18 protein-coding genes are annotated in these 19,080 nt (G+C 55.1%); 13 read left to right on the top strand and 5 right to left on the bottom strand.

Features of this window, described 5'->3' with window-relative positions; all coding sequences use genetic code 11:
- Positions 1-151 precede the first annotated feature (151 nt).
- From OGX81_RS14450 to OGX81_RS14430, 5 genes are all read left to right on the top strand, one after another.
- A complete protein-coding gene (locus OGX81_RS14450; RefSeq protein WP_024130074.1) occupies positions 152-1,867 on the top strand; it encodes a solute:sodium symporter family transporter in 1,716 nt (571 codons plus the stop codon).
- Positions 1,864-3,357, top strand: coding sequence for a sulfatase-like hydrolase/transferase (locus OGX81_RS14445; protein ID WP_058668309.1), 1,494 nt, complete (start codon positions 1,864-1,866; stop codon positions 3,355-3,357). The genes OGX81_RS14450 and OGX81_RS14445 overlap by 4 nt, the downstream gene beginning before the upstream one ends.
- Positions 3,358-3,625: 268 nt before the next feature.
- Positions 3,626-3,973, top strand: coding sequence for a YidH family protein (locus tag OGX81_RS14440; RefSeq protein ID WP_104867983.1), 348 nt, complete (start codon positions 3,626-3,628; stop codon positions 3,971-3,973).
- Positions 3,963-4,325 carry a DUF202 domain-containing protein gene (locus tag OGX81_RS14435; protein WP_012000783.1) on the top strand — a complete coding sequence of 121 codons (363 nt, stop codon included), beginning with the start codon at positions 3,963-3,965 and terminating at the stop codon, positions 4,323-4,325. The genes OGX81_RS14440 and OGX81_RS14435 overlap by 11 nt, the downstream gene beginning before the upstream one ends.
- Positions 4,322-5,434 carry an anaerobic sulfatase maturase gene (locus tag OGX81_RS14430; RefSeq protein WP_158661209.1) on the top strand — a complete coding sequence of 371 codons (1,113 nt, stop codon included), beginning with the start codon at positions 4,322-4,324 and terminating at the stop codon, positions 5,432-5,434. Before OGX81_RS14435 ends, OGX81_RS14430 begins: the two co-directional genes overlap by 4 nt.
- Before the next feature lie 12 nt (positions 5,435-5,446).
- Here OGX81_RS14430 and dsdA read toward each other — a convergent pair whose 3' ends face one another.
- Together dsdA and dsdX are read right to left on the bottom strand one after the other, a co-directional pair.
- Positions 5,447-6,775: a D-serine ammonia-lyase gene (gene dsdA / locus OGX81_RS14425; RefSeq protein ID WP_104867985.1), complete on the bottom strand. Its 1,329-nt coding sequence runs from the start codon at positions 6,773-6,775 to the stop codon at positions 5,447-5,449.
- 17 nt (positions 6,776-6,792) lie between these two features.
- A complete protein-coding gene (gene dsdX / locus OGX81_RS14420; RefSeq protein WP_047460149.1) occupies positions 6,793-8,130 on the bottom strand; it encodes a D-serine transporter DsdX in 1,338 nt (445 codons plus the stop codon).
- 227 nt (positions 8,131-8,357) lie between these two features.
- Between dsdX and dsdC the strand changes: the two genes are divergently transcribed.
- Both dsdC and OGX81_RS14410 read left to right on the top strand, forming a co-directional pair.
- Entirely contained in the window at positions 8,358-9,284 is a 927-nt protein-coding gene (gene dsdC, locus OGX81_RS14415) for a DNA-binding transcriptional regulator DsdC (RefSeq protein WP_024130072.1), read from the top strand.
- Between the two features lie 89 nt (positions 9,285-9,373).
- Entirely contained in the window at positions 9,374-10,435 is a 1,062-nt protein-coding gene (locus tag OGX81_RS14410; protein WP_225622034.1) for a cellulase family glycosylhydrolase, read from the top strand.
- Here the strand turns inward: OGX81_RS14410 and emrD are convergent.
- The 3 genes from emrD to tisB form a co-directional block, all read right to left on the bottom strand.
- Positions 10,362-11,546, bottom strand: a complete 1,185-nt coding sequence (gene emrD, locus OGX81_RS14405; RefSeq protein WP_012000777.1) for a multidrug efflux MFS transporter EmrD — start codon at positions 11,544-11,546, stop codon at positions 10,362-10,364. The genes OGX81_RS14410 and emrD overlap by 74 nt on opposite strands.
- Positions 11,547-11,792: 246 nt before the next feature.
- Positions 11,793-12,626 (bottom strand): EamA family transporter, encoded by an 834-nt coding sequence (locus OGX81_RS14400; protein ID WP_012000775.1) that lies wholly within the window; start codon positions 12,624-12,626, stop codon positions 11,793-11,795.
- Positions 12,627-12,745: 119 nt separating this feature from the next.
- A complete protein-coding gene (gene tisB / locus OGX81_RS14395) occupies positions 12,746-12,835 on the bottom strand; it encodes a type I toxin-antitoxin system toxin TisB (RefSeq protein ID WP_047460159.1) in 90 nt (29 codons plus the stop codon).
- A gap of 530 nt (positions 12,836-13,365) precedes the next feature.
- On the opposite strand from tisB, the gene ivbL reads away from it, so the two are divergent.
- From ivbL to uhpB, 6 genes are all read left to right on the top strand, one after another.
- Positions 13,366-13,464, top strand: coding sequence for an ilvB operon leader peptide IvbL (ivbL, locus tag OGX81_RS14390; RefSeq protein WP_047460165.1), 99 nt, complete (start codon positions 13,366-13,368; stop codon positions 13,462-13,464).
- A gap of 107 nt (positions 13,465-13,571) precedes the next feature.
- Positions 13,572-15,266: an acetolactate synthase large subunit gene (gene ilvB / locus OGX81_RS14385; protein WP_104867988.1), complete on the top strand. Its 1,695-nt coding sequence runs from the start codon at positions 13,572-13,574 to the stop codon at positions 15,264-15,266.
- A 3-nt stretch (positions 15,267-15,269) separates the two neighbouring features.
- Entirely contained in the window at positions 15,270-15,560 is a 291-nt protein-coding gene (ilvN, locus tag OGX81_RS14380) for an acetolactate synthase small subunit (RefSeq protein WP_012000771.1), read from the top strand.
- Between the two features lie 251 nt (positions 15,561-15,811).
- A complete protein-coding gene (locus OGX81_RS14375) occupies positions 15,812-16,813 on the top strand; it encodes a glycosyltransferase family 52 protein (RefSeq protein ID WP_012000769.1) in 1,002 nt (333 codons plus the stop codon).
- A gap of 167 nt (positions 16,814-16,980) precedes the next feature.
- On the top strand, positions 16,981-17,571 hold the full coding sequence (uhpA, locus tag OGX81_RS14370; RefSeq protein WP_024130070.1) for a response regulator transcription factor UhpA: 591 nt from the start codon (positions 16,981-16,983) through the stop codon (positions 17,569-17,571).
- Entirely contained in the window at positions 17,571-19,073 is a 1,503-nt protein-coding gene (gene uhpB, locus OGX81_RS14365) for a signal transduction histidine-protein kinase/phosphatase UhpB (RefSeq protein ID WP_012000767.1), read from the top strand. Before uhpA ends, uhpB begins: the two co-directional genes overlap by 1 nt.
- Positions 19,074-19,080 lie beyond the last annotated feature (7 nt).

Below are 19,080 nucleotides of genomic sequence, written 5' to 3'. Positions count from 1 at the left end.
AGAATGATGCCCACAACCTGAACATAACAGAAAGTGAATGCTTCAGGGAGGCGATGTTTGTAATTAAGAAATCTGACTGCCTGACCCGGCACGCTTTACCTCGTGTTGACCCTATCGCTGCCGGGACATAATGAAAAACAAGGGCTATGAGATGAATACGCTACAAATTTTGAGCTTTGTTGGTTTTACGCTACTGGTGGCGGTTATCACCTGGTGGAAGTTACGAAAAGCGGATACCGGTTCGCAGCAGGGATATTTTCTGGCGGGACGTTCGTTAAAAGCGCCGGTTATTGCCGCCTCGCTGATGTTAACTAACCTCTCAACGGAACAACTGGTGGGATTAACCGGCCAGGCTTACCGCAGCGGTATGTCGGTAATGGCATGGGAAGTCATCTCCGCAATTCCGCTTATTTTTCTGGCGCTGATCTTTCTGCCACGCTATCTGCAACGCGGCATTGCAACGATCCCGGATTTTATTGAAGAGCGCTATGATAAAACTACCCGCATCATTATTGATTGCTGTTTTTTGATTGCGACGGGAATCTGTTTTTTACCCATCATTCTGTATTCCGGCGCGCTTGCCTTTAACAGCATGTTTCATGTCACTGAAACCTTTGGTATTTCACAACATACGGCGATCTGGCTGATGGCTGTCGTGCTGGGGATTAGCGGCATCCTGTATGCTGTCGTCGGCGGGATGCGGGCGATTGCCATTGCCGATGTGATTAACGGTATCGGCCTGGTGATTGGCGGCCTGATGGTGCCGCTGTTTGGTCTGATGGCGATGGGGAAAGGCAGTCTGAGCGAAGGTATTACGCGTTTAACCCAGGATCACAGCCAGATGCTGAACTCGATTGGCGGCAGCAACGACCCGGTGCCGATTGGCGCGGCGTTGACCGGGCTTATCCTGGTCAATACGTTCTACTGGTGCACCAACCAGGGGATCGTTCAGCGTACGCTGGCATCAAAAAGTTTATCGGAAGGGCAAAAAGGGGCGCTGCTTACGGCGGTGTTGAAGATGCTGGACCCGCTGATTCTGGTGCTGCCGGGCGTTATCGCTTTTCATCTCTTTCAGGATCTACCGAAAGCAGACATGGCCTATCCGGCGCTGGTGAACAAAGTGATGCCGCTGCCGCTGATTGGCTTTTTTAGCGCGGTGCTGTTTGGCGCGATTATCAGCGCATTCTGCGGTTTTTTGAACAGTGCTTCGACCCTGTTTAGCCTCGGTATCTATCGCCGACTGATTAATGAACAGGCCAGCCCCGATAAACTGGTCACTGTTGGTCGTCGCTTTGGCTTTATTGTGGCCGTGATCTCCGTGCTGGTGGCGCCGTGGATCGCCTATGCGCCGCAAGGGCTCTACAGTTGGATGAAACAACTCAACGGGATTTATAACGTGCCGTTGGTGACCATTGTTATTATGGGCTTCTTCTTCCCGCGTATTCCGGCGCTGGCCGCGAAGGTCGCAATGGGACTCGGTATTGTCAGTTACATCACCATCAACTACCTGGTGAAATTTGATTTTCATTTCCTCTATGTGCTGGCCTGCACCTTCTGTATCAACGTCGTGGTGATGCTGCTCATTGGCGTGATTAAGCCGCGTGCAACGCCGTTTAAATTTCATGATGCGTTTGCGGTTGACATGAAACCGTGGAAAAACGTGAAGATCGCCGCCGTTGGCGTCCTGTTCGCGATGATTGGCGTCTATTCTGGTCTGGCGCAGTTCGGTGGCTATCAGACCCGGTGGCTGACCATTCTCAGCTACGCCATCACCGCTGCGGTGGTTGTTTACCTGATTTACAGCTCATGGCAGACGCGCCATTCCGCGCCTGTGGTTTATGTTTCTGACGCTAAGGATAAAGCATGACCCGTCCGAATTTTCTGTTCATTATGACCGATACACAGGCGACCAATATGGTGGGTTGCTATAGCGGTAAGCCGCTGAACACGCAGCATATTGACAGTCTGGCCGCTGAAGGGATTCGCTTTAACTCCGCGTATACCTGCTCGCCGGTGTGTACGCCAGCCCGCGCGGGGCTTTTTACCGGTATTTATGCCAATCAGTCCGGCCCGTGGACGAACAACGTCGCGCCGGGGAAGAACATCTCCACGATGGGGCGTTATTTTAAGGATGCAGGCTATCACACCTGTTATATCGGCAAATGGCACCTCGACGGGCACGATTACTTTGGCACCGGCGAGTGCCCGCCTGAGTGGGATGCCGACTACTGGTATGACGGCGCGAACTACCTTTCTGAACTGACGGAGAATGAAATCAGCCTGTGGCGTAACGGACTGAACAGTATTGAGGATTTGCAGACCAATAATATTGATGAGACCTTTACCTGGGCGTATCGCATCAGCAACCGGGCGGTTGATTTTCTCCATCAGCCAGCGAGAGATGACGAACCGTTCCTGATGGTGGTCTCTTATGATGAGCCGCATCATCCGTTTACCTGTCCGGTTGAGTATCTGGAGAAGTATCAGGATTTTTATTATGACCTGGGCGCGAAGGCGCAGGATTCGCTGAGCAATAAACCTGAGCACCATCGGCTATGGGCGCAGGCGATGCCGTCCCCGGTGGGCGATGATGGCTGTTATCATCATCCGCTCTACTTTGCTTGCAATGACTTTGTTGATGATCAGATTGGGCGGGTGATCAATGCGTTAACCCCGGAACAACGTGAGAACACCTGGGTGATTTATACCTCCGATCACGGTGAAATGATGGGGGCGCACAAACTCATCAGCAAAGGGGCGGCAATGTATGATGACATTACCCGCATCCCGCTGATTATGCGCCCGCCGCAGGGAGCGCCGCAGCAGATCGATACGCCGGTCAGCCATATTGACCTGCTGCCTACGATGATGGCGCTGGCGGGGATTGATAAGCCCGATATTCTTCCGGGTGAAAACATCCTGGCCGTTGAAGCGCCGCGCGGGGTGATGGTGGAGTTCAACCGCTATGAGATCGAGCATGACAGCTTTGGCGGCTTTATTCCGGTGCGCTGCTGGGTGACGGATAACTGGAAGCTGGTGCTGAACCTGTTTACCAGCGATGAGCTGTACGACAGGCGTAATGACCCGGATGAACTGCATAATCTGATTGCTGCGCCGGAATTTGCCGGTGTTCGCAGTCAGATGCACGACGCGCTGCTGGATTACATGGATAAAATCCGCGACCCGTTCCGCACGTACCAGTGGAGCCTGCGTCCGTGGCGTAAAGATGCCCGGCCGCGCTGGATGGGGGCATTCCGCCCACGCCCGCAAGACGGTTATTCTCCGGTGGTACGTGATTACGATACCGGTTTGCCCACGCAAGGCGTGAAAGTAGAAGAGAAAAAGCAGAAGTTTTGATGCGTTATGCCCGGTGGCGCTACAAAAACGCAATACCGTAGGCCGGATAAGGCGCTTACGCCGCCATCCGGCAATAATAATGCCCGGTGGCGCTGCGCTTACCGGGCCTACAAAAGCGCAACACCGTAGGCCGGATAAGGCATTTACGCCGCCATCCGGCAATAATGATGCCCGGTGGCGCTGTGCTTACCGGGCCTACAAAAGCGCAATACCGTAGGCCGGATAAGGCGTTTACGCCGCCATCCGGCAATAATTTAAAGGAGCCGTCATGAAGATTTCCCGCCTCGGAGAAGCGCCGGATTACCGCTTCTCGCTGGCAAATGAGCGTACCTTTCTGGCGTGGATTCGCACCGCGCTGGGGTTTCTGGCGTCGGGCGTCGGGCTTGATCAACTCGCGCCGGACTTCGCCACGCCGGTGATTCGCGAACTGCTGGCGCTGCTGCTGTGTCTCTTTGCGGGCGGCCTGGCGATTTATGGCTATCTGCGCTGGCTACGCAACGAAAAAGCGATGCGTCTGAAAGAAGACCTGCCGTACACCCATAGCCTGATGATAATCAGCCTGATGCTGATGATTGTTGCGGTGATTGTCATGGCGCTGGTGTTGTATGCCGGATAGCCGCAAAGCCCGCCGTCAGGTTGATCCCGGTCTACAGCCGGAGCGCACGTCGCTGGCCTGGTTTCGTACCCTGTTAGGCTATGGCGCATTGATGGCGCTGGCGCTGAAACATAACTGGCATCAGGCGGGGTTTCTGTTCTGGGTTTCTATTGGCGTGCTGGCGATTGTCGCGCTCATCCTCTGGCGCTATACCCGCAGCCGTAACCTGATGGATGTGGCGCACAGTGATTTTTCCGAATCTCGCGCCGTGCGTGACAAATTTTTGATCTCTCTCGCGGTGTTGTCCCTCGCAATACTGTTTGCTGTAACGCATATTCGTCAACTTATCGTCTTTATTAGGGATGTTGCATGACAGGATGTCAGGTCATGGCTAAACCGGCCAGCTCACGTTGTAACCTTGATTGTCATTACTGTTTTTATATCGATAAACCCTCTCAACCCGTTATGGATAACGCGACCTTAGAGGCTTTTATTTGCCAGCATATTGCCGCGCAGCCGGTTGATGATGTGCTGTTTGCCTGGCAGGGCGGAGAGCCGACGCTGTGTGGACTCGATTTTTTTCACCGCGTGGTCGCGTTGCAAAAACGCTATGGAGAGGGGAAACGCATCCAGAATACCTTCCAGACCAACGGCATTTTACTCAGTGACGAGTGGTGCCGATTCTTACGTGATAACGGCTGGCTGGTCGGTATCTCACTGGATGGCCCCGCCGATTTACATGATGCTTACCGCGTTAGCCGTAGTGGAAAACCGACGCATTATAAGGTGGTGGAAGCGATAGCAAGGCTGGTTGCCCATCGCGTGGACTTCAACCTGCTGGTGGTGGTGAATCGGCTGAACAGCCAGCAGCCTGCGCGTATGTATCGCTATCTTCGCCAGCTTGGCACGCCTTTTCTTCAGTTCATTCCGTTGGTTGAACGTGACGATAGCGGCAAACTGACCGCTGATTCCGTGACGTCGGAAGGCTGGGGGCGTTTTCTCAACGATGTGTTTGATCTCTGGGTTCGGGAAGATATTGGGCGCGTTTTTGTGCAACTGTTTGATTCGATGCTGGGCGTGTGGAGCGGGCATCCGGCACAAATGTGCGCGCTTAGCGAAACCTGCGGTCACGCGTTCGCCCTGGAAGCAAACGGCGATCTCTATCAGTGCGATCACTATGTCTACCCGGCGTTCCGGCTGGGTAATATCCATCAAACGCCGCTACATATGCTAAACGCCAGCCCGCAGGCGAGAGAATTTGGACAGCAGAAAAAATCAACGTTGGGGGCGGATTGCCTGGACTGCGCCTTATTGCGATTCTGCAACGGTGATTGTCCAAAGCATCGGGATTTAAGCGGGAAAAGCGTGCTGTGCGGCGGGTATAAAGCGTTTATTAACTACACGTCGCCGCATATGCGCGTTATGCGGGATCTGATTAAACAGCATCGCTCACCGATGGAGTTGATGGCGATGCTGCGTTAAGGTCAGTGACGTTTAGCGCCCTTTCGCCAGGTACTGCGCCATCTCTTCTTCCGGCACCATACCGCCGCCGGTCGCCCACACCAGATGCGTGGCGTGATTAAGCTGCTCAGCGCTGAAGGCGTGCATCTGCTGGTAATCCGTCGAACGGCAAACACGCTGCGGCCCGGCCATTCCCGCCAGTGCGGACGGCTCCAGGCGAATGCCTTCTTCCTGCGCCAGCCAACCCAGCATGTCGTACATCGTCCGATCGTCGAGGGTGTACAGCCCGTCCAGCAGACGTTCCATTGCCCGCCCTACAAACCCGGATGCGCGCCCCACCGCCAGGCCGTCTGCCGCCGTCAGGTTATCGACGCCAATCTCCTGGACGGAAATGGCATCATGCAGACCGGTATACACGCCCAGTAACATGCACGGAGAGTGGGTTGGTTCGGCGAAGAAGCAGTGGACGTTGTCGCCAAATGCCAGTTTCAGACCAAAAGCCACGCCGCCAGGGCCGCCGCCAACGCCGCACGGCAGGTAGACAAACAGCGGATGGTCGGCATCCACCACGCGCCCCTGCTGCGCAAACTGAGCCTTCAGGCGCTGCCCGGCCACCGCATAGCCCAAAAACAGCGTGCGGGAGTTTTCATCGTCAATGAAGAAACAGTTTGGATCGGACTGTGCCGCTTTGCGCCCTTGCTCAACCGCCACGCCGTAATCCTCTTCGTATTCCACTACCGTTACGCCGTGGCTGCGCAGTTTAGCTTTCTTCCAGGCGCGGGCGTCGGCGGACATATGCACCGTCACCTTAAAGCCGATACAGGCGCTCATAATGCCAATCGACAGCCCCAGATTACCGGTTGAACCCACGGCAATGCTGTACTGGCTGAAGAACTGCCTGAACTCCGGTGAAAGCATTACGCTGTAGTCATCTTCGGTCGTCAGCAGACCCGCCTCCAGCGCCAGTTTTTCCGCGCGGGCCAGCACTTCATAAATCCCGCCACGGGCTTTTATCGAGCCGGAAATCGGTAAGTGACTGTCTTTTTTCAGCAGAAGTTCGCCGCTGATTTTCTGTCCGTACTCTTTTTCCAGCCGCTGCTGCATTGCGGGGATGATCGCCAGTTCAGACTCAATAATCCCGCCGGTTGCGGCGGTTTCCGGGAAGGCTTTTGCCAGATACGGCGCGAAACGGGCCAGGCGGGCATGCGCATCCTGTACATCCTGCGCTGTCAGACCAACATAGGGTAAACCTTCCGCAAGAGAGGTGGTGCCTGGGTTAAACCAGGTCGTTTCTTTGAGGGCGATCAGATCCTCTACCAGAGGATACTGAGCGATGAGTGAAGTCATTTTAGCGTTTTCCATAATACGTCTCTTTGCGCTTAGATGATAAAGGAAAGCAGGAATGTGCCCGCCAGAGCAACAACCGACGCGATAAATGTCGCGGTTGTATAGTACTTAAATGTTTCATTCAGGGTGGCGCCGCAGTATTGCTTCACCAGCCAGAAGAGGGAGTCGGTCACGATCGTGCAGCCAATCGCGCCGGAACCGATGGCAATGGCGATGATCTCCGGGCTGACGTTGGGGTAGAGCGGCAGCATCGGCGCGACAATCGCCGTCGCGCCCATCATCGCGACCGTTGCGGAACCCACTGCGGCGTGCAGAATCAGCGCCACCAGCCAGGCCAGCAGAATCGGGTGCATGTGCATATTGGAGAGGATCACCGCCAGCGTATCCGCCAGACCGCTGCTTTTGAGGATAGCGTTGAACGCGCCGCCTGCACCGATAATCAGCAGGATGTTAGCAATCGAGCCAAAGCCGTTTTCGGTATGGGTCAGCAACGTACCCATACCGATATGCTGACGCAGGCCAAGAATGTAATAGGCCACGAAAACGGCGATAAACATTGCGGTGATCGGGTTGCCGATAAACTCCAGCAGCGTATACAGCGTGCCGCCCTGCGTCATATTCAGTTCGGCAACGGTTTTTACCAGCATCAGGCCAATCGGCAGCAGGACGGTAAACAGCGTCGCGCGTAAAGAAGGCAGCGTATTTTCATCGCGCACTTCGAGATCCGCAAACTCCGTCGGCACCGGCTTAAACGGCAGGCGGTTGCCGAGGAACTTCAGGAATAGCGGCCCGCCGACCAGCGACGCCACCAGCCCAACCAGCAAACCGTAGACGATAACGGAACCGATATCCGCGCCCAGCTTATTCGCCACAAACAGCGCAGCCGGATGCGGCGGCACCACGCAATGCACCGCCATTAGCGCGGTACACAGCGGAATAGCCAGCTTCAGCAGCGACGTGTTGGTTTTCTTCGCTATCGAAAATGCCAGTGGGATGAGCAGTACCACACCCACTTCCACAAACAGCGTGATGCCGCAAATCAGCCCCACCAGCACCATGATCACATCAGCGGAAAGCCAGCGGCAACGCTGGAGCGTCAGGCCGATCCGTTCTGCCGCGCCGGACACTTCCATCATTTTGCCGAGAATGGTTCCGAGACCGATGACGGCGGCGAGGAAGCCTAACGTGCCGCCAATACCGCTTTCAATCGCATTGACCATCTCCAGCGGCCCCATGCCCATCATCGCGCCCACAAAGAAACTGGCCAGCAGCAGTGCCAGAAACGGGTGGAACCTGAATTTCACGATGGTCAGCACGATTAGCACGATGCTTACCAGCAGCGTGCTCACAACCCAAATTTGAGAGTGCATATCTCACCTTGCCCTGTGATTAACATAGGCGTATTGGACGAAAAAACGGCACTTGCTGACAAACGATATAAATTGCCCTTCGCATGAACCAGATTGAATCAAAAGGGTGATTTGCATCCAATAATGGTCTGTTTATGCGATATGGTTCACTTTGATTCATCTTTACGCTGATTTTCCAGGCGCATTTTTTTACACTGCAAAGCTAAAAAGAGGTCACAGAGGTGGCGATGGAACCCTTACGCGACGGCAGAAACCGTTTACTCAACGGCTGGCAATTATCAAAGCTGTACACCTTTGAAGTGGCGGCCAGGCATCAGTCTTTTGCGCTGGCGGCGGATGAGCTGTCGCTAAGTCCCAGCGCGGTCAGCCATCGAATTAATCAACTGGAAGAGGAGCTGGGGATTCAGCTCTTTGTCCGTTCGCACCGCAAAGTGGAACTCACCCATGAGGGCAAGCGGGTATTCTGGGCGTTGAAATCGTCGCTGGATACGCTGAATCAGGAAATCCTCGATATTAAAAATCAGGAGTTGTCAGGGACGCTGACCGTCTATTCGCGGCCTTCGATTGCTCAGTGCTGGCTGGTGCCTGCGCTGGGAGATTTTACTCGCCGCTATCCGTCCATCTCGCTGACCATGTTGACCGGTAATGACAACGTGAATCTCCAGCGGGCAGGGATTGATTTAGCGATCTATTTTGATGATGCGCCCTCGGCGCAGCTGACGCATCACTTCCTGATGGATGAGGCCATTCTGCCGGTGTGCAGCCCCGAATATGCCCGTCATCATGACTTAACGAATGCGCGGGTTAACCTGCGCCACTGTACGCTCCTGCATGACCGACAGGCATGGAGCAACGACTCCGGCACTGATGAATGGCACAGTTGGGCGCAGCATTTTGGCGTGAATCTGCCGACATCGTCGGGCATTGGCTTCGATCGTTCCGATTTAGCCGTTATTGCGGCAATGAACCATATCGGTGTGGCGATGGGGCGTAAACGGCTGGTGCAAAAGCGTCTTGATAGCGGCGAACTGATTGCGCCTTTCGGCGAGATGACGCTGAAATGCCACCAGCACTATTATGTGACCACGCTGCCTGGCAGACAGTGGCCGAAAATCGAGGCGTTTATCGGCTGGTTGCAGGAGCAGGCGACGTAGCGTTTGCCACGCGAAGATTTATTGCATGTAAAGCCAGAAAGCGTGCTAAATACGTGATATGACTCCTGATGATTTGCTTAAGGACAATCGTGTTAAAGCCGCTTGCTTCTCTCTTCCTGCTCGTCAGCGCCACGGTGTGCGCGGCTCAGCCGCCGTTGACCGCTTCGCGCTATGCGCAGCAGCTTGGTGTGGGGATGGACGTTGACTGGGCGCGCACCGAACGGGGTATCCGGGAGTTTGATCCTCTGGTGGTGCGTGATTTTCAGGCGAAGGGATTTAAGCATGTGCGCATACGCGTCGCGGGAGAGCCGACGGAAGCGCGACTCATCCACCTGCGAAAACTGGTGGAGGCGTGTGAGCAGTATGGCGTGATTCCGATCATTGCTTATCAGGCCGATGAGTATAAAAACGACCCCAGTCCCGGCAATGAACAAGAGGTGATCAACTGGTGGGTAGCCGTCGCGCACTATTTTGCGCAACGTTCGCCGCTGCTGGGGTTTGACCTGATTTATGAACCGGCGGAGAAACTCAACCACAGCCAGGCTTCCCTGAACCGGGTATATGACAAAACCATCCGCACCCTTCACGCGATTGACCCCCAACGCATGATTTTTGTCGCGCCTCGTCTGCGCGCCGCGCCGGAAGCGTTGTCGGCCCTAAAACTGCCCCCGCAAAGCCAGAATTACGTGCTGGCGGAGTGGCATATCTTTCCGTGGGGGCCGTTGAAAAATAACGGTAAATACCCGTGGACGTCGGGCACGGCGGCGGAGAAAGCGGCGATTCGCGCGCGAATTAACGCCGCCGTGCGCTGGCAGCAAAAAACCGGCCATGTCAGTTGGGTTGGCGGCTGGGCGCCGGGTGAATCAATCAAAAATAGCCCTTCCGCTTCGCAGCTCGCGTTTGCCCGGTTTATGGCGTGCGAGTTGCAAAGGGTGAATATTCCGTATGCGATTAACGCGGATACGCAGTTTTATGACGGAGAAGAAGGGGCGTGGCGTCCGGCGCTGGAGCCGCTCCTGACCACGATGATCTCGCCGGTATGTGAAAAGCCCGGCGGGAAACCGGGCCATCATTCGATTAAATCGTCTGCCCCTGATGCGGCACACGCGACGCCAGCGGCAGCCAGCACAGTAAAATCAGCAGCCCCATAAGCGTCATCAAAAAGCCGAGGCTACCCTGCCCGGTTTGCGGCAGCATTGCGGAGAGCCACGCCAGCACGCCGGAGCCGATGTTTTGCAGGCCGCCCACCAGCGCGCCAGCCGTTCCGGCGAGGAATGGGAAAGGCTCCATCGCGCCGCTGGTCGCCAGTGGGAACAGCATTCCGGCGCCGAAGAAGAACAGCGCGGCGGGGATCAGCAGCGTCCAGACGTTCATCACGCCAAACAGACCTGGGACCCACATCATGACGCCCGCCAACAGGCAACTGAATACCGACTGCCACATCAGCGTTGCGAAGCGCTTATTCGGGCGACCAGCAAACCACGCGCCGAAAAACGCCGCCGGAATTGGCAGAATAAACAGGATGCTCACCACCATGCTGCTCAGACCCAGCACCGCTCCCATCAGCACGCCGGAGCAGGCTTCAAAGACGGCGATTCCCGCCAGTCCGCCAATCAGCATCAGCAGATAACAGGTAAATGCGCCGTTGCCGAATAATGTTTTGTAGCTGGCGATCAGGCGGGTACGTGGTGCGCCTGCGGGGCGTGTCTCCGGCATCCAGCGTGCCATACTGAAGGTGACGCCTGCGCAGAGAACCAGCAGGAAAACGTAACAGGCGCGCCAGTTCCAGACGGTATCCAGCAGCCCGCCAATCAGCGGCGCCAGCAACGGACTCACCAGAATCCCCATATTCAGCAGGCTGTTAGCGTGGCGTAACTGCGTACCTTCATACAGATCGCGCGGCAGCGTACGCGCCATCACGCCGCCGACGCCGGTGCCCATGCCCTGTAACGCGCTGGCGGCAATCAATACCGTCAGGCTGTGGGTGGTAATCGCGACCAGCGTAGCCAGCATAAAAATGGACATCCCGACGAGGATCACCGGGCGGCGCCCTACCCGATCGGAAAGCGGGCCGTAAAACAGTTGTGATACGCCGTAGGTGAGCAGGTAAGCGGCCATGACGCTCTGTACTGCCCCTTCACGAACGTTCAGTTCACGCGCCATATCGGCAATGGCGGGGATATAAATGGTTTGCGCCATCTGCCCGACGGCCACCAGTAATACCAACATCAACAACAAATTGACGCTTCTCTGCCTTTTCATTTCGCTGATTACTTTTAAAAAAAGAAAAAAATAAGAATAAGGTGCTACGCATTCCCATAAATGCGAGTGGAATCTACCACACTAAAAAAAGAAGGCCATATTCACGGCGGGAATAGCGCGGGAGCCGAACGGCAGGATATGTAAACAAAAAGCGGCAACAATTGTTGCCGAGAGATTATTTTACCGCAGTTTGATGGTGCCCGGCGGCTCCCGTAGGCCGGATAAGGCGTAGCCGCCATCCGGCAATCAGGATAAACGCAGTAATATCGCCCCGGCGGCAATCCCGCCAGCCGCGACCAACCGTAGCCCGGCGACTTTCTCATTGAGCAGCAGCCAGGCAATCAGCGCGCCGAACAGAATGGATGTTTCACGCAGTGCGGCCACCACGGCCAGCGGCGCCTGAGTCATCGCCCACAGCGCCAGCCCATAGGAACCCATCGTGCCGATACCGCCAAAAATGCCTTTCTTCCAGTGCTGCGCCAGATAGCGCGAGGCTTCCCGCCGCCGGGCAATCATCGCCCAGCCAAGCAGACAGGTGCCGTTCAACAAGAAGGTCCACAGCGTATAACCCAGCGCGGTTTCTGACACCCGCACGCCCGTACCGTCCACCAGCGTATAGCCAGCGATAAAGCAGGCGTTGATCAGCGCCAGCGTGATACCCCGCCGGGAGCGGGCACGACCGTTACAGGCCATGCCGAGAATCGCCAGGCAAATTACCGCGATGCCGAGCCAGGCCATTGTGGAAAGGCTATCGCCAAGAAACAGGACGCTAATTATCGCCACCAGCAGCGGTGCGGTGCCGCGCATCAGGGGATAGGTCTGGCTCATATCCGAAACCTGATAGGTTTTGGCGACCAGCACGGTATAAACCACCTGTAAGGCGGTGGAGGCGGCTAAAAAAGGGATGCTGGCGGCGGGAAGGGGCGGGGCGAAGGGCAGACACGCCAGCGCCATCAACGCTGCGGAACCACTGACGCTGATTGCGGAGTAAAGTTTGTCATTTCCCGCCTTCACGATGGCGTTCCAGCTGGCATGCAGCAGCGCGGCAAACAGTAAAATGCAGAAAATGGAAAGGGTCATGGTTCAGGTATCGTCAGTGGTTGTCATAAAAACGTAACATATCGACGATGGACAAGCACCAGGCAGATGATGAAAGGGGAGCGGTTGCCCGCTCCCCTTCGGTGCGGCTTGAATCTGAATTACCGGAGGTATTTCAGAACGGCATCAAGCAGTTGCAGTGCAGCAACAATGAGTTTCAGGATAAGAATAGCGATATCCACGAGGCTCATACGCTCTCCTTCTGGTAAAAGGAGCACGGTGCTGACGTACCTCTCCGCCGCCTGTTGTCAGCACCTTTTGTTGACATAACACAGTGTGCTCACATGGGGGTTAAGGCGCTGACGGCACCACCCGTTTCAGCCAGGACTTTGTTGCGCCGGTTACGATGCGGCCCCCTATAACACATTGCGTACAGTGATATTATAGATAAATACTGTATGAATGAACAGTATTTTGTGGACGGATCGCGACTTCTGATCCATACTCAAATGCGTCAAAATCCGTGCCGAAATTGCGTGTTCTTCGCGGAACGCGTATACTTCTGATGTTGATATAACACAGTGTGCTTTGCGGCAACCAACCGCATAACGCTGATAAAAACCTCGCTCCGGCGGGGTTTTTTGTTTTGCAGGCCTGCGTCGGCATCTGGCAAAGCGTGATCGTCGACGCATTTTTGTGCAGATGAAAAATTTTCCGTTGTCATGCCTGAAAAGCTGTGCTTGTATAAAACCTGTTAATCCATAAACAGACAAGGTCCCTAATGAACCCTTCCATGCTGACTGCGACCCTACTAAAAACTGCGCAACCTGCCGCAGTGGTCGTCGTGCGTGTGGTGGTGGTCGTCGGCAATGCGCCGTAGGGACTGGAACAACACACGATTCCAAAACCCCGCCGGCGCAAACCGGGCGGGGTTTTTCGTTTAAGACACCTTCCCGGCAAGTCGGCCCAGAATAAAAGGACTGGAGCATGGCAAGTTCGGGCACAACATCAACATCCCCGCGTACGCGCTTTACGGGCGCAGAATTTATCGTTCATTTTCTGGAACGTCAGGGCATTAACATCGTCACTGGCATTCCGGGCGGTTCGATTCTCCCCGTTTATGACGCCTTAAGCCAAAGTACGCAAATCCGCCACATCCTGGCGCGCCATGAACAGGGGGCGGGGTTTATCGCTCAGGGGATGGCGCGAACCGACGGTAAACCCGCGGTATGTATGGCCTGTAGCGGGCCGGGCGCGACTAACCTGGTCACCGCCATTGCCGACGCGCGTCTCGACTCCATTCCGTTGGTATGCATCACCGGTCAGGTTCCGGCCTCGATGATCGGCACCGATGCGTTTCAGGAAGTCGACACCTACGGCATCTCTATCCCCATCACAAAACATAACTATCTGGTCAGAGATATCAATGAGTTGCCACAGGTAATGTGCGATGCGTTTCGCCTTGCCCAGTCCGGGCGCCCTGGGCCGGTGTGGATAGACATTCCTAAGGATATACAGACGGCGGTGTTTGACATTGAAGCGTTGCCTGCTCCGGCTGAAAAAATGGCGGCGCCGGAATTCAGCGCTGAGAGCATTCGTGATGCGGCGGCGATGATCAACGCCGCGAAGCGCCCGGTGCTGTATCTTGGCGGCGGCGTGATTAACGCGCCTGCGCGCGTGCGTGAACTGGCGGAAAAAGCCAGACTGCCCACCACTATGACTCTGATGGCGCTGGGCATACTGCCGAAGGCGCATCCGCTTTCTCTGGGGATGCTGGGCATGCATGGCGCGCGCAGCACAAACTATATTCTGCAAGAGGCGGATCTGCTGGTGGTTCTGGGGGCGCGTTTTGATGACCGGGCGATTGGCAAAACCGAACAGTTCTGTCCGAATGCCAAAATCATCCATGTGGATATCGATCGCGCGGAACTGGGTAAAATTAAACAACCGCACGTTGCCATTCAGGCTGATGTTGATGACGTTCTGGCGCAGTTGATTCCGCACATTGAGGCTCAGCCACGCGAAGAGTGGCATCAACTGGTGGCGGATTTGCAGCGCGAGTTCCCGTGCGCGATCCCTGAAGCCAGCGATCCGCTCAGCCATTACGGGCTGATTAATGCCGTTGCCGCCTGCGTGGATGACAGCGCGATTATCACGACCGACGTAGGCCAGCACCAGATGTGGGCCGCACAGGCTTATCCGCTCAACCGTCCACGTCAGTGGCTGACTTCCGGCGGGCTGGGGACGATGGGTTTTGGCTTGCCTGCGGCGATTGGCGCGGCGCTGGCGAACCCGGACAAGAAAGTGTTGTGCTTCTCCGGCGACGGCAGCCTGATGATGAATATTCAGGAGATGGCGACCGCCAGCGAAAACCAACTGGATGTAAAAATTATCCTGATGAATAACGAAGCGTTGGGGCTGGTGCATCAGCAACAAAGCCTGTTCTACAAGCAGGGCGTGTTTGCTGCCACCTATCCGGGGATGATCAACTTTATGCAGATTGCCGCTGGTTTTGGTCTGGAAACCTGTGATTTAAATAATGAAGCCGATCCGCAAGCGGCGCTGCGGGAAATCATCAGCCGCCCAGGACCGGCGCTGATCCATGTACGTATTGATGCAGACGAAAAAGTTTATCCGATGGTGCCGCCGGGTGCGGCCAATACTGAGATGGTGGGGGAATAAACCATGCAGAAACAATCACATGAGAACGTTATCCTGGAACTCACCGTCCGTAACCATCCTGGCGTCATGACGCACGTTTGTGGGCTGTTCGCCCGTCGCGCTTTCAACGTGGAAGGGATTCTTTGTCTACCCATCCAGAGCAGCGACCAGAGCCGCATCTGGCTACTGGTCAACGACGATCAGCGTCTGGAGCAGATGATTAGTCAGATCGATAAACTGGAAGATGTGGTGAAAGTGGCGCGCAATCAGTCCGATCCGTCAATGTTTAATAAAATCTCGGTTTTCTTTGAGTAATAATGGCTATCTGAACAAGGGGAAACCCTTGTTCAGGTTAATTATTTGAGAGTGTTATATAACTATAAGTAATATTTTCGGACGTGACGTGTCTTTATTATCCGGTTTATGAACTGTCTTATTTGCAGTATAGAAAGTATCTTTTCGGACAAAGTGACCAATACTCGCCTGAGCGTCTGGGGCGCTTCTTTACGATGTCATATTGCAATGATATTATGCGCCGGGTTGCTGTGATTCAGAGCGAATAACTAATGGAAATCGTTGAGCATCTTTTTATTGTTTGCTCCCCGCTTCAGCTCAGAATTGTTTCTAAGATTAAAGCGAGGTATAAACACGCACGTTTTCATATCATCTACCTTAAAACAAAGGTAGAGTTAAAATCCTATATATATGAAACGGTTAATAATGAATTCTCTTCTGGCTTAGTCGCCAGTATGGATTATGGCTTTATTAACATGCTGAAAATCAATCGCTTTCTTTCTCATAAAACAATCCATTATGTCTATATGGCGAATATCAGCCATCTTTCAGTGCAATACATTCTAAAAATGTTGTCTGATGACGTTAAGATTAGAACGTTTGATGATGGCATTCTGAGTATCAACTCCGCAGGCTATCTTGATAAACAAATAAAACTACGAAAAGGCCCCGGTCGTAAGTTGACGCGGATGTGGCTTGGTCAGCATTATAATATCAGGGATATCGCGAAAAGAAGTGAACTGCATTTCTCTATCGTAAAGCATAAAAGCAAAAGTAGAAATGTAGACTGCGATATTGTTTATATTGATGTTCTCTCAGAGGAGAAACAGCGCTTGCATACTGAGCGCAGTGCGCCTGTCTATGCCGGGGAGATCAATGTTTTTGTGGGCTCGAAATTTAAAGATATCCTTGATGTGAAAAATGATTCCAACCTTATTGCGTTGATTCATAAGATAGAGACGCTCGCAGCGCACTATCCTTCACTCCAGTACCTCAGGCACCCAAGAGAGTACAGCCAGCAGGTGTTTGGCATGACGGAAATTACGCTGAACGCCATTTCTGAAGATTATATTTGCCAGTTATCCTCGGCTTACCAGCGAGTGAATGTCTTTGGTTTTGCAAGCACTTGCCAGCTTAATGTGATGAAATTAGAGAATGTCTACATCACACTGCTAAAAACCACCCTGATCCGGCCCGATATTCGGGATTCCTTTGCGCTTTTTTCTGATAGCGACAAAGTGCGTATCTGCGACCTGGACAGTATGGAACCGTAACGGAGTCGTACGCCCGCCAGACGCATTGAATGCTGCTCACGGCTTGAACAGCCATGCGCTTATCGTTAAGGTAAGCGCTTTGTTGGATGGCCGGCCTACAACGGCTCCCGCCCGTAGGCCTGATAAGCGCAGCGCCATCAGGCACTTTCAAGTACCAGGACAGAACCATGATCACCATCGCCCTTATTGACGATCACCTTATCGTCCGCTCCGGCTTTGCGCAGCTGCTGGGGCTGGAACCTGATTTACAGGTTGTGGCCGAGTTTGGCTCGGGGCAGGAGGCGCTGGCGGGATTACCGGGGCGCGGCGTGCAGGTCTGCATCTGCGATATCTCCATGCCGGATATCTCCGGGCTGGAGTTATTAAGTCAGCTTCCTAAAGGGATGGCGACGATAATGCTGTCGGTACATGACAGTCCGGCGCTGGTGGAACAGGCGCTGAACGCCGGTGCGCGCGGCTTCCTTTCCAAGCGCTGTAGCCCTGACGAGCTGATTGCCGCGGTACACACGGTGGCGACGGGCGGCTGTTACCTGACGCCGGATATCGCCGTTAAACTGGCGGCCGGACGGCAGGACCCGCTGACCAGACGTGAACGCCAGGTGGCGGAAAAGCTGGCGCAGGGAATGGCGGTAAAAGAGATCGCCGCCGAGCTGGGGCTGTCGCCAAAAACGGTACACGTACATCGCGCCAATCTTCTGGAAAAACTGGGCGTCAGCAACGACGTTGAACTGGCGCGCCGCATGTTTGATGGCTGGTGATGAAAACCATCCTTTCCCGGTTAATTACCGTTATCGCCTGCTTTTTTATCTTCTCCGCCGCGTGGTTTTGCCTGTGGAGCATCAGCCTGCACCTGGTTGAGCGCCCGGAGCTGGCGGTACTGCTGTTCCCGTTCGGTTTACGCCTGGGGCTGATGTTGCAGTGTCCGCGCAGCTACTGGCCGGTATTGCTGGGCGCGGAATGGCTGCTGGTCTGGTGGCTGGCGCAGGAAGTGGCGCTGGCGCATCTACCGCTTTTGATGATCGGAGGCCTGTTGACGTTGCTGCCTGTGGCATTAATCTCCCGCTATCGCCATCAGCGCGACTGGCGCACCCTGCTGTTACAGGGCGCGGCCTTGACGGCGGCGGCATTGTTACAGTCTCTGCCCTGGTTAGGCCAGGGGGAAGAGACGTTAAACGCGCTGCTGCTGACGCTTACCGGCGGGTTGACGCTGGCGCCCATCTGTCTGGTGTTCTGGCATTACCTGACCAGCACCACCTGGTTACCGCTCGGCCCGGCGCTGGTCTCGCAGCCGGTGAACTGGCGCGGGCGGCATCTGGTCTGGTATCTGCTGCTGTTCACCGTCAGCCTGTGGCTACAGCTGGGTCTACCGGCTGAGCTGTCACGCTTTACGCCGTTCTGCCTTGCGCTGCCGATTATTGCGCTCGCCTGGCATTACGGCTGGCAAGGGGCGCTGATTGCGACGTTGATGAACGCCATCGCGCTGATTGCCAGCCAGACCTGGCACGATCATCCCGTTGATTTACTGCTTTCTCTGCTGGCGCAAAGCCTGACCGGGCTGCTGCTTGGCGCGGGGATTCAGCGCCTGCGCGAACTCAACCAGTCGCTGCAAAATGAACTGGCGCGTAACCATCGTCTGGCGGAACGCCTGCTGGAAACGGAAGAGAGCGTGCGGCGCGACGTAGCGCGGGAACTGCACGACGACATCGGTCAGACCATCACCGCCATTCGCACTCAGGCGGGAATTGTACAGCGGCTGGCGGCGGATAATGGCGGCGTAAAACAGAGCGGGGCGCACATTGAGCAACTGTCGCTGGGCGTGTATGACGCGGTGCGTCGCCTGCTGGGGCGCTTGCGTCCACGCCAGTTGGATGACCTGACGCTGGAACAGGCTATCCGTTCGCTGATGCGGGAAATGGAACTGGAAAGTCGCGGCATTATCAGCCATCTCGACTGGCGAATAGACGAGTCTGCGCTTAGCGAAAGTCAGCGGGTAACGCTGTTTCGCGTTTGTCAGGAAGGGCTGAACAACATTGTGAAACACGCTAATGCCAGCGCGGTTACGCTACAGGGCTGGCAGCAGGATGAGCGGCTGATGCTGGTGATTGAAGACGATGGCAGCGGCCTGCCGCCGGATTCCGGCCAGCAAGGCTTTGGTCTGACCGGGATGCGCGAGCGCGTGACGGCGCTTGGCGGCGTGCTGGCCATCTCCTGTACGCACGGCACGCGCGTTAGCGTGTCGTTGCCTCTGCGTTACGTTTAAGGAGCGG

The sequence above is a fragment of the Citrobacter sp. CK206 genome, assembly GCF_030333125.1.
Lineage (GTDB): Bacteria > Pseudomonadota > Gammaproteobacteria > Enterobacterales > Enterobacteriaceae > Citrobacter_B > Citrobacter_B koseri.
Note: the sequence above shows the minus strand (reverse complement) of the source record. Positions and strands in the feature narration are given on the sequence as shown.

What these genes read in the sequence shown, in the direction of transcription:
- OGX81_RS14440 (WP_104867983.1), top strand. Translation starts at nt 3,626, where the DNA reads ATGAAGATTTCCCGCCTCGGAGAAGCGCCGGATTACCGCTTCTCGCTG.
- dsdC (WP_024130072.1), top strand. Translation starts at nt 8,358, where the DNA reads ATGGAACCCTTACGCGACGGCAGAAACCGTTTACTCAACGGCTGGCAA.
- OGX81_RS14400 (WP_012000775.1), bottom strand. Translation starts at nt 12,626, where the DNA reads ATGACCCTTTCCATTTTCTGCATTTTACTGTTTGCCGCGCTGCTGCAT.
- ilvB (WP_104867988.1), top strand. Translation starts at nt 13,572, where the DNA reads ATGGCAAGTTCGGGCACAACATCAACATCCCCGCGTACGCGCTTTACG.
- OGX81_RS14435 (WP_012000783.1), top strand. Translation starts at nt 3,963, where the DNA reads ATGCCGGATAGCCGCAAAGCCCGCCGTCAGGTTGATCCCGGTCTACAG.
- ivbL (WP_047460165.1), top strand. Translation starts at nt 13,366, where the DNA reads ATGAACCCTTCCATGCTGACTGCGACCCTACTAAAAACTGCGCAACCT.
- OGX81_RS14375 (WP_012000769.1), top strand. Translation starts at nt 15,812, where the DNA reads ATGGAAATCGTTGAGCATCTTTTTATTGTTTGCTCCCCGCTTCAGCTC.
- OGX81_RS14430 (WP_158661209.1), top strand. Translation starts at nt 4,322, where the DNA reads ATGACAGGATGTCAGGTCATGGCTAAACCGGCCAGCTCACGTTGTAAC.
- emrD (WP_012000777.1), bottom strand. Translation starts at nt 11,546, where the DNA reads ATGAAAAGGCAGAGAAGCGTCAATTTGTTGTTGATGTTGGTATTACTG.
- uhpA (WP_024130070.1), top strand. Translation starts at nt 16,981, where the DNA reads ATGATCACCATCGCCCTTATTGACGATCACCTTATCGTCCGCTCCGGC.
- tisB (WP_047460159.1), bottom strand. Translation starts at nt 12,835, where the DNA reads ATGAGCCTCGTGGATATCGCTATTCTTATCCTGAAACTCATTGTTGCT.
- OGX81_RS14450 (WP_024130074.1), top strand. Translation starts at nt 152, where the DNA reads ATGAATACGCTACAAATTTTGAGCTTTGTTGGTTTTACGCTACTGGTG.
- dsdA (WP_104867985.1), bottom strand. Translation starts at nt 6,775, where the DNA reads ATGGAAAACGCTAAAATGACTTCACTCATCGCTCAGTATCCTCTGGTA.
- OGX81_RS14445 (WP_058668309.1), top strand. Translation starts at nt 1,864, where the DNA reads ATGACCCGTCCGAATTTTCTGTTCATTATGACCGATACACAGGCGACC.
- ilvN (WP_012000771.1), top strand. Translation starts at nt 15,270, where the DNA reads ATGCAGAAACAATCACATGAGAACGTTATCCTGGAACTCACCGTCCGT.
- uhpB (WP_012000767.1), top strand. Translation starts at nt 17,571, where the DNA reads ATGAAAACCATCCTTTCCCGGTTAATTACCGTTATCGCCTGCTTTTTT.
- dsdX (WP_047460149.1), bottom strand. Translation starts at nt 8,130, where the DNA reads ATGCACTCTCAAATTTGGGTTGTGAGCACGCTGCTGGTAAGCATCGTG.